This is a genomic window from Micromonospora sp. PRAS1 (genome assembly GCF_059553435.1).
Map to the genome: position 1 here is coordinate 1 of NZ_JCANNB010000030.1, position 13885 is coordinate 13885.

The 13885-nt window shown below is 70.9% G+C and carries 10 protein-coding genes and 1 pseudogene; 7 read left to right on the forward strand and 4 right to left on the reverse strand.

The window, feature by feature from the left end; genetic code table 11:
• Window positions 1-100 precede the first annotated feature (100 nt).
• Entirely contained in the window at window positions 101-1510 is a 1410-nt protein-coding gene (locus tag AC507J_RS23895; protein WP_496291425.1) for a glycosyltransferase family 4 protein, read from the reverse strand.
• A 362-nt stretch (window positions 1511-1872) separates the two neighbouring features.
• Between AC507J_RS23895 and glgX the strand changes: the two genes are divergently transcribed.
• Genes glgX through treZ form a run of 3 tightly spaced genes read left to right on the forward strand, consistent with a single transcriptional unit; the run spans window position 1873 to window position 8051 of the window.
• Window positions 1873-3990: a glycogen debranching protein GlgX gene (gene glgX / locus AC507J_RS23900; protein WP_496291426.1), complete on the forward strand. Its 2118-nt coding sequence runs from the start codon at window positions 1873-1875 to the stop codon at window positions 3988-3990.
• Complete coding sequence (treY, locus tag AC507J_RS23905) at window positions 3991-6309, forward strand: malto-oligosyltrehalose synthase (protein ID WP_496291427.1); 2319 nt, start codon at window positions 3991-3993, stop codon at window positions 6307-6309.
• A 17-nt stretch (window positions 6310-6326) separates the two neighbouring features.
• Window positions 6327-8051 carry a malto-oligosyltrehalose trehalohydrolase gene (treZ, locus tag AC507J_RS23910; RefSeq protein ID WP_496291428.1) on the forward strand — a complete coding sequence of 575 codons (1725 nt, stop codon included), beginning with the start codon at window positions 6327-6329 and terminating at the stop codon, window positions 8049-8051.
• A 202-nt stretch (window positions 8052-8253) separates the two neighbouring features.
• Here the strand turns inward: treZ and AC507J_RS23915 are convergent, their stop codons facing one another.
• Both AC507J_RS23915 and AC507J_RS23920 read right to left on the reverse strand, forming a co-directional pair.
• On the reverse strand, window positions 8254-8856 hold the full coding sequence (locus AC507J_RS23915) for an HD domain-containing protein (protein ID WP_496291429.1): 603 nt from the start codon (window positions 8854-8856) through the stop codon (window positions 8254-8256).
• Between the two features lie 109 nt (window positions 8857-8965).
• Window positions 8966-9229: a winged helix-turn-helix domain-containing protein gene (locus AC507J_RS23920; RefSeq protein ID WP_496291498.1), complete on the reverse strand. Its 264-nt coding sequence runs from the start codon at window positions 9227-9229 to the stop codon at window positions 8966-8968.
• A gap of 141 nt (window positions 9230-9370) precedes the next feature.
• Here AC507J_RS23920 and AC507J_RS23925 point away from each other — a divergent pair.
• The 3 genes and pseudogenes from AC507J_RS23925 to AC507J_RS23935 all read left to right on the forward strand — a co-directional run bounded on the left by AC507J_RS23925 (window position 9371) and on the right by AC507J_RS23935 (window position 11800).
• Window positions 9371-10289 (forward strand): annotated as a pseudogene (locus AC507J_RS23925) (helix-turn-helix domain-containing protein).
• A 139-nt stretch (window positions 10290-10428) separates the two neighbouring features.
• Window positions 10429-10599 carry a hypothetical protein gene (locus AC507J_RS23930; RefSeq protein ID WP_496291430.1) on the forward strand — a complete coding sequence of 57 codons (171 nt, stop codon included), beginning with the start codon at window positions 10429-10431 and terminating at the stop codon, window positions 10597-10599.
• Complete coding sequence (locus AC507J_RS23935) at window positions 10583-11800, forward strand: helix-turn-helix domain-containing protein (protein ID WP_496291431.1); 1218 nt, start codon at window positions 10583-10585, stop codon at window positions 11798-11800. Before AC507J_RS23930 ends, AC507J_RS23935 begins: the two co-directional genes overlap by 17 nt.
• Window positions 11801-11921: 121 nt before the next feature.
• On the opposite strand, the gene AC507J_RS23940 is transcribed toward AC507J_RS23935, so the two are convergent.
• Window positions 11922-12704, reverse strand: coding sequence for a hypothetical protein (locus tag AC507J_RS23940; RefSeq protein WP_496291432.1), 783 nt, complete (start codon window positions 12702-12704; stop codon window positions 11922-11924).
• 668 nt (window positions 12705-13372) lie between these two features.
• Here AC507J_RS23940 and AC507J_RS23945 point away from each other — a divergent pair.
• Window positions 13373-13882: a pyridoxamine 5'-phosphate oxidase family protein gene (locus AC507J_RS23945; RefSeq protein WP_496291433.1), complete on the forward strand. Its 510-nt coding sequence runs from the start codon at window positions 13373-13375 to the stop codon at window positions 13880-13882.
• Window positions 13883-13885 lie beyond the last annotated feature (3 nt).

Below are 13885 nucleotides of genomic sequence, written 5' to 3' on the forward strand. Positions count from 1 at the left end.
CGCCGCCCGCGTTGATCATGAGGTTGACGGCACTAGTTGATCGTCAGAGTGCCGCTAACCTCATGATCAACGGGGCGGGTGGGGGGTGGGGGGTGGGGGGTTAGCGGAGGTTGGCGGCGGCTAGGAGGTTGCCCTCGGGGATCGCGGGGCGGAGGCGGCCGTGCGCCATCTGGTGGGCGGCGCGCTCGGCGACGAAGGTGGGAGCCTGGGCGATGGCCGAGGCGTACGTCGCAGCGGTGCGGCTGGCGATCGCCGCCCAGCCGTACCGCTCGTCCACCATGACCCGGGCCCGACGGGCCAGGGCGCGAGCCCGCTCGGTGTCCGAGAGCAGGGCGTGCACGGCGTCGGTGAGCGCGTCCGGGTCGTTCGGCCGGAAGGTCATCCCGGTCACGCCCGGCTCGACGATCTCGGCCAGTCCACCGGTCTCGGCGACCGCGAGCGGCGCACCGGCGGCGGCCCCCTCCAGCGCGACCATGCCGAACGGCTCGTAGATGCTCGGCACCGCGAAGCAGTCCGAGGCGGCCATCACCGCCGGCAGGTCGGTGCCGCCGAGGAAACCGGGCAGGCTGACCGTGCCGGCCAGCCCCAACCGGTGCACGTCGGCCTCCAACTCGGCCCGGTACGGGCCGTCGCCGACGATCACCGCACGCAGCCCCGGGTGCCGCTCGCGCAGCCGGGGCAGCCCGGCGAGCAGGTGCTGCACGCCCTTCTCGTAGACCAGCCGACCGGCGAAGGTGACAAGCGGACCGTCCCCCGCGAAGCGGGCCCTCGCGTCGGTCACCGCCCGCGCCGGCACCCGCCAGCGCTGCGGCTCGACCCCGTTGGGCACCACGTCGACCCGGCCGGCCGGCACGCCGAAGAGCCCGGTCACCTCGTCGCGCATGTAGCCGGAGCAGACGATCACCCGGGTCGACTCGCCGCCGAGCCAGTGCTCGACACCGTGGATGGTGCGGTTCATCTCCTCGGGCAGCCAACCCTGGTGCCGGCCCGCCTCGGTGGCGTGGATGGTGCTGACCAGCGGCAGGTCCAGGTGATCGCGCAAGGTCATCGCGGTGTGCGCGACAAGCCAGTCGTGCGCGTGGATCACGTCGTACCCGCCGCCGGAGGAGGCGGCGGCGCGCAACGCGGCCCGGGTCAGCGTGTGGTTGAAGGCCATCGTCCAGGCGAGCAGGCTCTCGGTGGCCAGCGGGAAGGTGACCGGGTCCTCGGCGGCGCGCACCACGCGTACGCCGTCGACGTACTCCTCCAGCGGCGCGCCCTCGGCGTGCCGGGTGACGACCGTGACCTCGTGCCCGGCGGCGGCCAGCGCCACCGACAGGGCGTGCACGTGCCGGCCCAACCCGCCCACGAGCACCGGCGGGTACTCCCAGGACAGCATCAGGATGCGACGGGTCTGCGGCGGGGTGGCCGGACCCGGCTGTGTCGGGAGCTGGGGTCGCGAGGTGAGAGTGGGGCGGTGCAGCCGGTCCGTGGCGGTGGCGGCGCGCCCGCCGACCCGCGTGGTCGTCACATCAGTCTCCGTCCGTGCAGGGAGGAACGCGCCGACACCGTTGGCGGCGAAAAGAGCAGCATTGGGTTTCGGACACGCGCGTACGCGCCCGGTGGTGCGAGGATCAACGGGCGCGCGGACACGTGCCCGCGAACAAGGAAACGTCATGTCGGCCGGTTCTGCACCTTGAGGACGGTCACAGTGACCGAAGGCACGCAAGGGTTCACCCGGGATCAGTCGGGTGGATGCCAGGCATTCACCCGATCGGATGGATTGGTGGCGGACCGGGCGGGGCATTACCGCCGGGCGCACCGCCCGGGGTCCCCCGGACGGGGCGCTCATGGTGCGGGCGCGCGCTCATGATTCTTGGCCGAAGGAGCGAGATGCAGGTCTGGCCGGGTGAGCGGTATCCGCTCGGTGCCACCTACGACGGGATGGGCACCAACTTCGCGATCTTCTCCGAGGTGGCGGAGAGGGTCGAACTCTGCCTCTTCGACGAGTGGGACATCGGCACCGAGCGCCGGGTCGAGCTGCGCGAGGTGGACGCGTACGTCTGGCACGCGTACATCCCCGGGCTCGGGCCGGGGCAGCGGTACGGCTACCGGGTGCACGGCCCGTACGACCCGGCGAACGGGCTGCGCTGCAACCCGCACAAGCTGCTCATCGACCCGTACGCCAAGGCCATCGACGGTGACGTGCAGTGGGACCCGGCGGTCTACGACTACGTGCACGGCGACCCGGAGCGGCGCAACGACACCGACTCGGCGCCGTTCATGCCGAAGTCGGTGGTGGTGAACCCCTACTTCGACTGGGGCAACGACGCCCCGCCGCGGATCCCGTACCACCACTCGGTGATCTACGAGGCACACGTACGCGGGCTGACCATGCGGCTGCCCGGCATCCCCGAGGAGCTGCGCGGCACGTACGCGGGCATCGCCTCACCTCCGATGATCGAGCACCTGACCCGGCTCGGGGTCACCGCGATCGAGCTGATGCCGGTGCACCAGTTCGTGAACGACCACCGCCTGGCCGACCTGGGGCTGCGCAACTACTGGGGCTACAACACGATCGGCTTCTTCGCCCCGCACCACGCCTACTCCGCGCTCGGTCACCTCGGCCAGCAGGTGCAGGAGTTCCGGGGCATGGTCAAGGCGCTGCACGCGGCCGGCATCGAGGTGATCCTCGACGTGGTCTACAACCACACCGCCGAGGGCAACCACCTCGGCCCGACGTTGAGCTTCAAGGGCGTCGACAATCCCAGCTACTACCGGCTGTCGGAGGAGGATCGGCGCTACTACGTCGACTACACCGGCACCGGCAACAGCCTCAACGTCCGCAGCCCGCACTCACTCCAGCTGATCATGGATTCGCTGCGGTACTGGGTGACCGAGATGCACGTCGATGGCTTCCGCTTCGACCTGGCCGCCACCCTGGCCCGCGAGTTCTACGACGTGGACCGGCTCTCCACCTTCTTCGAGGTGGTGCAGCAGGACCCGGTGGTCAGCCGGGTCAAGCTGATCGCCGAACCGTGGGACATCGGGCCCGGCGGCTACCAGGTCGGCAACTTCCCGCCGCAGTGGACCGAGTGGAACGGAAAATACCGCGACACCGTCCGCGACTTCTGGCGCGGCGAGCCGGCCACCCTTGCCGAGTTCGCCTCCCGCATCTCCGGCTCCGCCGACCTCTACCAGGACGATGGCCGCCGCCCCTTCCACAGCATCAACTTCGTCACCTGCCACGACGGCTTCACCCTCACCGACCTGGTGTCGTACAACGACAAGCACAACGAGGCCAACGGCGAGGAGAACCGCGACGGCGAGAGCCACAACCGCTCCTGGAACTGCGGCGTCGAGGGCGACACCGACGACCCCGGCGTACTCACCCTGCGGGCCCGGCAGCGGCGCAACTTCCTGGCCACCCTGATGCTCTCCCAGGGCGTGCCGATGATCGGCCACGGCGACGAACTGGGCCGCACCCAGCGCGGCAACAACAACGCCTACTGCCAGGACAGCGAACTGGCCTGGGTCGACTGGGACAACGTCGACACCGAACTGCTGGACTTCACCCGCCGGCTTGTCGAGTTCCGCCGCAACCATCAGGTCTTCCAGCGCCGCCGCTTCTTCACCGGCCTGCCGGTACGCGGTCGCGAGGTCGACGAGCCGCTGCCCGACCTGGCCTGGTACACCCCGGACGGGCGGGAGATGACCGGCGAGGACTGGGGCAACGACTTCGGCCGCTCGGTGGCGCTCTTCGTCAACGGCGACGGCATCCGCGAACGCGGCCAGTACGGCCAGCGCCACCACGACGCCTCCTTCTGGCTCTGCTTCAACGCCCACGACGCGCCGTTGGACTTCACCCCGCCGCCTGCCGAGTTCGGTAAGCGCTGGGAACTGGTGATCAGTACCGCCGAACCTGACCAGGACAAGGGCACCACCGTCGAGGCCGGCGGCACGCTCTGCGTACCGGACCGCTCCCTGGTGGTGCTGGAGAGGGTGGCCTAGATGACCTCGCTGGCCGAGCAGATCACCGCGGCCCGGGCCGCGCAACCTGTCGGCGCGACCTACCGGGTGCAGATACGCCCCGGCTTCGACCTGGACACCACCGCCGGCATCGCCGGCTACCTCGCCGACCTCGGCGTCACCCACCTCTACAGCGCGCCGCTGCTGGCCGCCGCCCCGGGCAGCGCGCACGGCTACGACGTGGTCGACCACCGCCAGGTCAACCCGGAGATCGGCGGCGAGGCCGGCCGGCAGCGACTGCTGCGGGCGCTGCGCGACGTCGGGCTCGGCCTGGTCGTGGACATCGTGCCCAACCACGCCGGGGTCGCCGTACCGGCGGCCAACCCGCCCTGGTGGGACGTGCTGCGCCGGGGACCCGAGTCGGCGTACGCGAGCTGGTTCGACATCGACTGGGACGCCGGCCGGCTGCTGCTGCCGGTGCTCGCCGACAACCCCGACGCGCTTGACGACCTGAAGCTCGCCGACGGCGAACTGCGCTACCACGAGCACCGCTTCCCGATCGCCGACGGCACCGGCGACGGCAGCCCGACGCAGGTACACGACCGGCAGCACTACCAGCTGGTCTCCTGGCGACGCGGCGACGCAGAGTTGACGTACCGCCGGTTCTTCGCCGTGGCCAGCCTGGCCGGGCTGCGGGTGGAGGACCCGGCGGTCTTCGCCGCCACCCACGAACTGGTCCTGGCCTGGGCAACGGCCGGCGAGATCGACGGCATCCGGGTCGACCACCCCGACGGGCTGCGCGACCCCGCCGGCTACCTGGCCCGGTTGCGCGCCGCCGCGCCGAACGCCTGGCTGATCGTGGAGAAGATCCTGGAGTACGGCGAGGAGCTGCCGGACTGGCCGGTGGCCGGCACCACCGGCTACGACGCCCTCGCGGCGGTCGGCGGGCTCTTCGTCGACGGCGACGGCGAGGCCGACTTCACCGCCCTGGACACCCGGCTCACCGGCCGAGCCACCTCCTGGGCCGACCTGACCCACGACACCAAACTCGGCGCGGCCACCCGGCTGCTCGCCGCCGAGCTGAACCGGCTCGCTGGGCTCGCCCCCGAGGTGGACCGGGCCGCCGCCCGCGCCGCCCTCGCCGAACTGGCCGCCGCGTTCCCCGTCTACCGGGGCTACCCGCCCGAAGGCGTCCGGCACCTGGCCAACGCCCGCGCCGAGGCGGGCCGCCGCCGCACCGACCTGACCGGTGCGCTGGACGCGCTCACCCGGCGGCTACGCGACCCCGACGACGAGCTGGCCCGGCGCTTCCCGCAGTTCACCGGCGCGGTGATGGCCAAGGGCGTCGAGGACACCGCCTACTACCGCTGGACCCGGTTCGTGGCGCTCAACGAGGTCGGCGGCAGCCCCACCCACTTCGGCACCCCACCCGGCCGCTTCCACCGCTTCGCCGCCGCCCACCACGAGCGCTGGCCGGCGAGCATGACCACCCTGTCGACCCACGACACCAAGCGCGGCGAGGACGTCCGCGCCCGCCTCGCCGTCCTCGCCGAGCTGCCGCAACGCTGGGCCGAGCTGGTCACTCGGTGGATGGCCGCGGTGCCGCTGCCGGACGCCGCCCTGGCCCACCTGCTCTGGCAGACCGCCGTCGGCGCCTGGCCGATCGAACGCGAGCGGCTGCACGCGTACGCCGAAAAGGCCGCCCGGGAGGCGTCGGTCTCGACCAGCTGGACCGACCCGGACCCCGCCTTCGAGCAGGCCATGCACGCCCTGGTCGACGCCATCTACGACGACCCGGCCGTCTCCGCCGAGCTGGCCGGGTTCGCCGCCGAGATCACCCCGGCCGGCTGGTCCAACTCGCTTGGCCAGAAGCTGGTCCAGTTGGCCATGCCCGGGGTGCCCGACACCTACCAGGGCACCGAGCTGTGGGACAACTCCCTGGTCGACCCGGACAACCGCCGGCCGGTGGACTTCGACGTACGCCGGGAACTGCTGGCCCGGCTCGACGCCGGCTGGCAGCCGGCGGTGGACGAGGCCGGCGCGGCCAAGCTGCTCGTGGTCTCCCGGACCCTGCGCGCCCGCCGCGACCATCCGGAACTGTTCGGCGACTACCAGCCGGTCATCGTGCACGGCCCGGCCGCCCGGCACGCCGTCGCCTTCGACCGGGGCGGCGCGCTCGCCGTCGCCACCCGGCTGCCGCTGCGCCTGGCCGCGGCCGGCGGGTGGCGGGAAACCACCCTGTCATTGCCCGTTAACGAGATGTCATGCCTGTTCACCGGGCAGGTCTACAGTGACGGCCAGGTCCGCCTGGCCGACCTGTTGGCCACCTATCCCGTCGCGCTGCTGGTGCCCACCACCTGACCCGGGAGGCTGCGATCATGTCCGAGTTCACGGTCTGGGCACCGGAGGCCAAGCGGGTACGGCTGCGCCTGCCACACGGCGCCGACCACGAGATGCGCGCCGGCCGGGGCGGCTGGTGGAAGGTCGAGGTGCCCGGCGCCGGCCCCGACTACTCCTTCGTGCTCGACGACGACGAGCAGGCCCTGCCCGACCCCCGCTCGATGTGGCAACCTGCGGGCGTGCACGGCCCGAGCCGGCGCTACGACCATTCGACCTTCACCTGGACCGACGGCTCGTGGACCGGCCGCCAGCTGCCCGGCAGCATCCTCTACGAACTGCACGTCGGCACCTTCACCCCCGAGGGCACCTTCGACGCCGTCATCGGCAAACTCGACCACCTGGTCGAACTCGGCGTCGACATGATCGAACTGCTGCCGGTGAACGCCTTCAACGGCGAACACAACTGGGGGTACGACGGCGCGTGCTGGTTCGTCCCGCACGAGGCGTACGGCGGCCCGGACGGCCTGAAACGGCTTGTCGACGCCGCCCACGCCAAGGGGTTGGGGGTGATCCTCGACGTCGTCTACAACCATTTCGGCCCCTCCGGGGCCTACGCACCACTGTTCGCGCCGTACCTCAGCGACCGCAACACCCCCTGGGGCCAGGCGATCAACCTGGACGGCCCACACTCCGACGGGGTACGCCGCTTCATAATCGACAGCATCCTGATGTGGCTGCGCGACTACCACGTCGACGGCCTGCGCCTGGACGCCGTGCACGCCCTGCCCGACACCCGCGCCGTGCACCTGCTGGAGGAGATCTCCGTCGAGGTCGAGTCGCTGTCTGTGCACCTGAATCGACCGCTCTCCCTGATCGCCGAATCAGACCTCAACGACCCCCGGATCATCACCCCACGCGAGGCCGGCGGCTTCGGCCTGCACGCCCAGTGGAACGACGACGCCCACCACGCCCTGCACACCCTGCTCACCGGCGAACAGCAGGGCTACTACGGCGACTTCGGCACCATGGAATGCCTCGCCGAGGTGCTGCGCGGCGCGTTCTTCCACACCGGCACCTGGTCCAGCTTCCGGCACCGCCAACACGGCCGCTCCGTCGACCAGCGCACCCCCGGCCACCGCTTCGTCGCGTACCTGCAAAATCACGACCAGATCGGCAACCGCGCGGTTGGTGATCGCCTCTCGGCCTCCGTGTCCCCGGCCATGCTGCGGGTCGGCGCGGTGCTGTTGATGACCTCACCCTTCACCCCGATGCTGTTCATGGGGGAGGAGTGGGCCGCCTCGACGCCCTGGCAGTACTTCACGTCGCACCCGGAGCCGGAACTCGCCACTGCGGTCTCCAACGGCCGGCGGCGCGAGTTCGCCACCCACGGCTGGTCTTCCGGTGAGGTCCCGGACCCGCAGGACCGGCAGACGTACCTGCGGTCCCGGTTGGACTGGGCCGAGCTGGACAAACCCGAACACCGCCAGATGTACGACTTCTACCGGCGACTGATCGCCCTGCGGAAGTCCCGCCCCGAGCTGTCGGACCCGCACCTGTTCGCGGTAGACGTGCGCCACGGCGACCGGTTCCTGGTGCTGCGGCGAGGCGGCTGCCTGGTGGCCGCCAACCTCGCCGACAAACCGCAACGGGTGACGTTGCCCGGCGTGGCCCGCCGGGTCCTGCTGGCCACCGGGGAGGGCGTCACGGTGCAACGAGACCGCATCGAGCTGCCAGCGGAAACAGCGGCCATCGTGGCGCTCTAGAACCCCCGGGGAGCCTCCTTGACGCCTTCAAGATCGTGCTCGTTCCACGATCGAGTGGCCTCGTCGACGCGAGGATGCCACTCGATCCTGCAACGAGCGTGACCATGAACGCGAGCTTCAGCCGGCGAGTCGGTCTGCGGTGCCCCTGCTATAAGGGCGGTCCCGCCGCGACGAAGACGCCGATGCCGGCCAGCGCCGGTGACTACCTTCCCGCCTGACCGGGAGGGCTCACGATCCCTCCCGCAGTGAGCCAGGCGAGGGGTTGGCCGGTGAGGGCGGCGTCGGCGAGGCGGTGGGCGGATGCGGTCTTGAGGGCGGCGCGGGAGCTGTCGATCCAGCGCTGGACGTTGTCGACGCCCTGGTGTCGGTACTCGACGGCTTGGACGAGGCATTCGAGCTTGTCAGCGTCTCGCGCCACGATGGCTTCGAGGGTTTCGCCAGCCTCGTACTCGCCGACGGCTGCGGTGATGACGTCGGCCACGGCGGGTGGGCAGGTGGCGACCTGGTCGGCGGTGACTGCGGTGTTGGGCACGGCGGTGAGGTACCGCTTCGCGACGTGCGGGATGTCGGTGACCCGGGTTTCCTGCGTGTCGTGCAGGACGCAGAGCATGGACACCCGGGCCGGATCGGCACCCTCCATCGCAGCCAGCATCATGCCGATCAGCGCGGTGCGGAACGAGTGCTCGGCGATCGACTCGGGATGCTTGACGCCGGCGAACCACCACCCGGTACGGGCGGCGCGCTTCAGCAGGCCCGCCTCGAAGATGAAGGCCATTGCCCCGGTCGCCTCGGTGTCGTCGCTCATCCACCCGTCTCCTGTGCTCGTTGATTCCGGCTGCCACCCGCGAGGGCGATGGTTGTCAGGACGCTGATTTCACAGTGAAATAAATATTTCGATGTGAAATCACGTCTAGTCATGGATGTGCTTCTGGCGGGCGACCCGGTCTGGCGGCTGGGTGCGGCTCTTCCGCGACGAAGACGCCGACGCCGGGCAACGTTTCGGTCATGCCCTTGATTCGTAGCACCTGCATGGCCCGGTCGATGACCGGCTCGGTGACGCCGTAGTGCTCTATCAATTCGCGGCGGCTGGGCAGCTTCGAGCCGGGCGGGAACTCGCCGGACGCGATGCGTTCGGCGAGGTCGTCGGCGATTTGTTCGTAGCGGTAACGCGGTGGCACGCTCTTCCCCTCGTCCAAGTCTTTAACGTTGTTGCTGAATACGCGGGTACCAACGCCATGCTGGCAGGGGTACCGTCCAGCTTGTAAGCCGACGGGTGGTGCTGTGCTGACCGAAGCGGCTACCTGGGAGGTGCGACGACCATGGTCCAGAAGGCTGACACCGTTGGGGCGAGGATTCGCTATTGGCGGATGCGTCGGGGCGGGATGTCGCAGGCCGTGCTCGCCGGGCTTGCTGGCGTCAGCCAGCCGTACGTCTCTCAGATCGAGTCGGGCCGGAAGACCATCGACCGGCGCTCCACTCTCGTGGCGTTCGCCGCAGCCCTCCAGGTGACGGTGGCCGACCTGCTCGGCCAGGGTACGGAACCGGGCGATCCTGCCCGTGAGAGCGCCACGGAGTGTGTGCCGGCGATCTGGTCAGCGTTGATCGAGATCGAGGACGGCGAACGACGGCGGCCGACCTGTACGCCGGAGCAGTTGGCTGCCGACATTGAGCGGAGCGATGAGCTCCGCATGATCTGCAACTACCCGGCCATGGCGAGGATGCTTCCCGGCGTGCTCGTGGAGGCTGCCGCCGTGGGCGGTCCGATCCTGGCACGGGCTGCTTACCAGGCGTCGACATGCCTACGGCACCTTGGATACCGGCATTTGGCCCTTAGCGCGGCGAGGGTCGCCGTGTCCGGCCGACGGAGGGGGCTTCAACGGCTGCGGATTCGGGCCTACCAATGTTGGGCTGTGGCAGATGTCCATCGCAGCGGAGCAGGGAGAGATGGGCCGGGTGATCGAGCTATCGCGGACGGTCCGACCGCAGGTGCTGGCGGCAACGAACCGCCAGTTGGCCTACTGGCTTGACCTCGGCCGCGCCCTGTCAGAAAGCGGCCGTCGGGACGCGGAAGCGCTGGGCGCATTCGTGCAGGCCGAACGTGCCGCACCCATACCGTTCACGTTGAACCCGCTCGCCCGCGACGCGGTGGTGACCCTCGCTCAACGGGCGAGGCGTCGGGCCGTCTCGGACGACCTGCGGCTGCTCGCCAGCCGGATGGGCATCCGCCTGGCCGCATAACTGGCAGTAATTGTTCCATTACTGAACCGCCATAACGTCGGGTTCGGGAAGGCGATCGCCTTCTCCGGCCAGATGAGACGGTGAACAGTCCCTCCTGCTCACGATCTCCACGGCCGAGCTTGATGGAGGTGGGGATGGGATGCCAGGTCAGGGCGATGAGTCGATGAGTCGGGGTGAGCGGATTCAGGCGGCTGAGCGGGAGGCGGCGAAGCGGCGGCTGCTGGAGCAGGCCGAGGCGGAGCGCGTACCGGTGGAGGAGACCACCCGGGCGGTGCCGGATCGGCGGTGGCGGCGTGACCAGCCGGAATGAGGTGCCGATCGGGCGGCGGGTGGCGCAGTGGCGGGTACGGCGGCGGATGACGCAGCAGGGGCTGGCCGACCGGCTGGGCAAGTCGAAAAGCTGGATCGACAAGGTGGAGCGGGGCGTCCGCCGGCTCGACAGGTACTCGGTGATCCAGGATATCGCCAAGGTGCTGCGCGTCGACCCGGCGGCGCTGCTCGGCGAGCAACCGCCGCCAGCCGGTGGCGACGTCCGCGACGGCCTTGACGGGGTACGCACGGCGCTCGCCCGGCACGGGGTGTTTCAGGCACCGGTAAGTCCGGTGTCGACGGCGGAGCTGCGCCGACAGGTGGGACACGCCTGGCTGAGTTTCCAGCATGGGCAGTATCCGCAGGTGGTGCGGGCGCTACCAAGCTTGCTGGACGCCGTGCAGACCAGGCCGGCGGGGGAGCCGGAGCTGGCGGTGCAGACGTACCGGATCGCCTCGTCGGTGCTGGTGAAGCTGGGTGAGGCCGACCTCGGCTGGCTGACCGCCGACCGGGCGGTGGCGGCGGCCGGTCAGGATGCGGTGCTTGCGGGTACGGCGACCGTCTCGATCGGGCAGGCGTTGCGGCTCGCCGGCCAGCAGCGGCTGGCGTTGGCGGCCACCGTCGTCGCCGCGCAGCGGCTGACCATGGCGGCGAAGCGCCCGTCCCGGGTGCCGGCGGGGAACGGGCCGACGCCGTCGGGTCGGCGGGCGCAGGAGTGGGCCGTGGGCGGGACGCTGCTGCTCCAGGGTGCCCTCGCCGCCGCCAGCTGCGGCGAATCTCGGCAGGCCGAGGCGCTGCTCGACTGGGCCGACGGCGTGGCGAGCCGGGTCGAGGTCGCAGACGATCCACAGCGTACGAGCTTCGGGCCGGTTGCCGTGGAGATGGCGCGGGTGATCGTGGCGGTCGAGCGGGGCGAGCTGGCCGAGGCGGTCACCCGGCACGAGTTGGTGATCCGGCGGGACGGGTGGCGGCGGCTGCCGGCCGAGTACCGGGGCGCCTACCTGGTCGACGCCGCGCGGGCGTACCTGCTCGCCGGTGACCTGGCCGGCGCGGGCCGGATGCTTGTCGCGGCCGATGGGGTCGCGCCGGCCGAGGTCCGGGCGCGGCCGTCGACGCGTACCCTCCTCGGCGAGCTTGCCCGGGGCCGACCGGTACCGCCCGGCGTGGCCCGCCTGGCCACCCTCGTCGGCCTCACCCGCTGACCGGTCGACTCACCGCGCTCGCCGGTCGGGCGGCGCGGGTTGCGGCATGTCGCGGTGTCCCGGCCGGTTGAGGGCGTGAGTTGCGGTGTCTTGCGCGATGCCGCCGGGTGAGTGGGTCAGCTCAGCGCGCTCGCCAGCCGGCAGGACCGTCGTGGTCGTCGGCCAGCCGGATCGAGGCCGCCAGCTTCAGCGCCTTGTCCCGGCCGCCCACCGCCTCGTTGCCGCGCCGGCTCATGATGTGCACCTCCGCGACGCACTTGGCGCACCCACCGGGAAACTTCCCTACCCGATAGACCCCCGAGCCGGTTCTGGCCCAGTCGATCGCGGTGCCGGGGCGGCCCGACACGGTGACGTCGTCGGTGCGGTTGTGCCTGCCGTCGGCCACGCTCTCGGTGCTGATGCCGATCATGAGGTCGGTCCTCAGGCTGCCATCGTGATCCTTGATCGGCTTCAGCCGGTACCGGGCGTAGGCGTAGTTCTGCACCGACTCGTCGTCGGCCCACAGCAGCGACGCGCCGCCGAGCACGGCGCCGTCGGGCAGCGCCATCGTCTGGACCGGCAGGGCCAGTGGCGTCGTCTCCCAGCGAATGCCCTCGGCCACCTGACGCGCAACCTCGCCGGGCTGGTCGACACCGTCGACCGAAATCCGCATCCACGCGTCCGGCGCGTACTCCCAGGACAGAATCCCGCCTTCGTTCTGCCGGGCGGGACGCCCACGCACCGGTGCGACCGAAGCACCCGGGACGTGCCATCCGGCCTCCTCGTCGTACTCCCGATCGTTACGATGAACATCGGCGTCGCGGGCTGCCATCATGACCTCGACGCGCCAGTCCCACTCGCGCGGGTACCTGTCGTTGCGACCGAAGGGGACATTGGGTCGTCCGGCGATGGTGAGGATGTGCATGTCCGGCCCTGTCGTGTAGCTGACCTGGAGGGCGGGGCCAGGGAGAAAGTCGAGGCGGATCAGTTGCTGGCCGGGGTCGAATCGGGTGGGTGCCGAACGTGGTGGATCACCTGGGGCGACCGGGCCCCGTTCCCGTCCGGCGACCCACACGGTCACGCCCACCGCCACCGCCACCACCGTCGCCACGGCCCCCAGGACCAGGATCCGGCGCCTGCGCCGGCGGGCCGGCAGCACCTCGACATCGGGTGCGGGTGAGGTCCCGCCGGTCTCGTTCCCGTCACTCGCCACGAGCTTCCTCCCCGACTCGGTGTACCCATCGACGGCGCGGCCCGGCGAGTCTACGGCCGGTCCCCAGCACGCCGCTGCCCGCCGAACGCGTGCCGCCGTCGGCCGCTGGCCCCGCGCTGCTGCCCGCTGGCCCCGCGCTGCTGCCCGCCGCCGCGCAGCCGACAAGATCGTGCTCGTTCATGGATCGAGTGGCCTCGGGGCCGCGAGGATGCCACTCGTTCCTGGAACGAGCGTGACCAACGCGGTCGATCCTGGGGCGGTGCGCGAGGCGAACCGTCCGCCGTCCCGGTAGGCGGATCGGTCGGTGCCTACCGGGGGTGCGTCGGCTTAAGCTGCCGGGTAGCGCGAGTTGGCGCGTAGATCAGTCCCCGGGGGTGCGCATGGGCTACGACCTGGAAGTTGCCGAGGCGGCGGCTGGGCCGGCCGAGGTCCGGACGGCCGTCGAGGAGATCCTGGCTACCGGTCGGCTCATCACGCTCGCCACGGTCGGCGCGCACGGCCCGCATGCCAGTCCGGTGTTCTTCGCTGTTGATGACGACCTCGCGCTCTACTTCGTCAGCGAACGGACCACCCGGCACACGAACGCCCTGGCCACCGACGATCGGATGTCGGGCGCGGTGTTCGTCGAGCCGCCCGTCTACGGCGAGCAGCTGCGGGGAGTGCAGCTGCACGGCACCGCCGCCGAGGCCGACCAGGAGCAGCGGTCCACGGCCCTGACGGTCTACCGGCGGCGGTTCCCCGACTTCGCGCCCGCCACCGATGTGCAGCGCGCCTTTCTTCTCGGCGAAGGGCGGGCGGCGTTCTACCGGTTCGTGGTCAGTGGGCTGACGCTGCTCGACGAGCCACGTTTCGGGCGACGAAATTACCTGCACGCCACCGTGACGCGATAACGA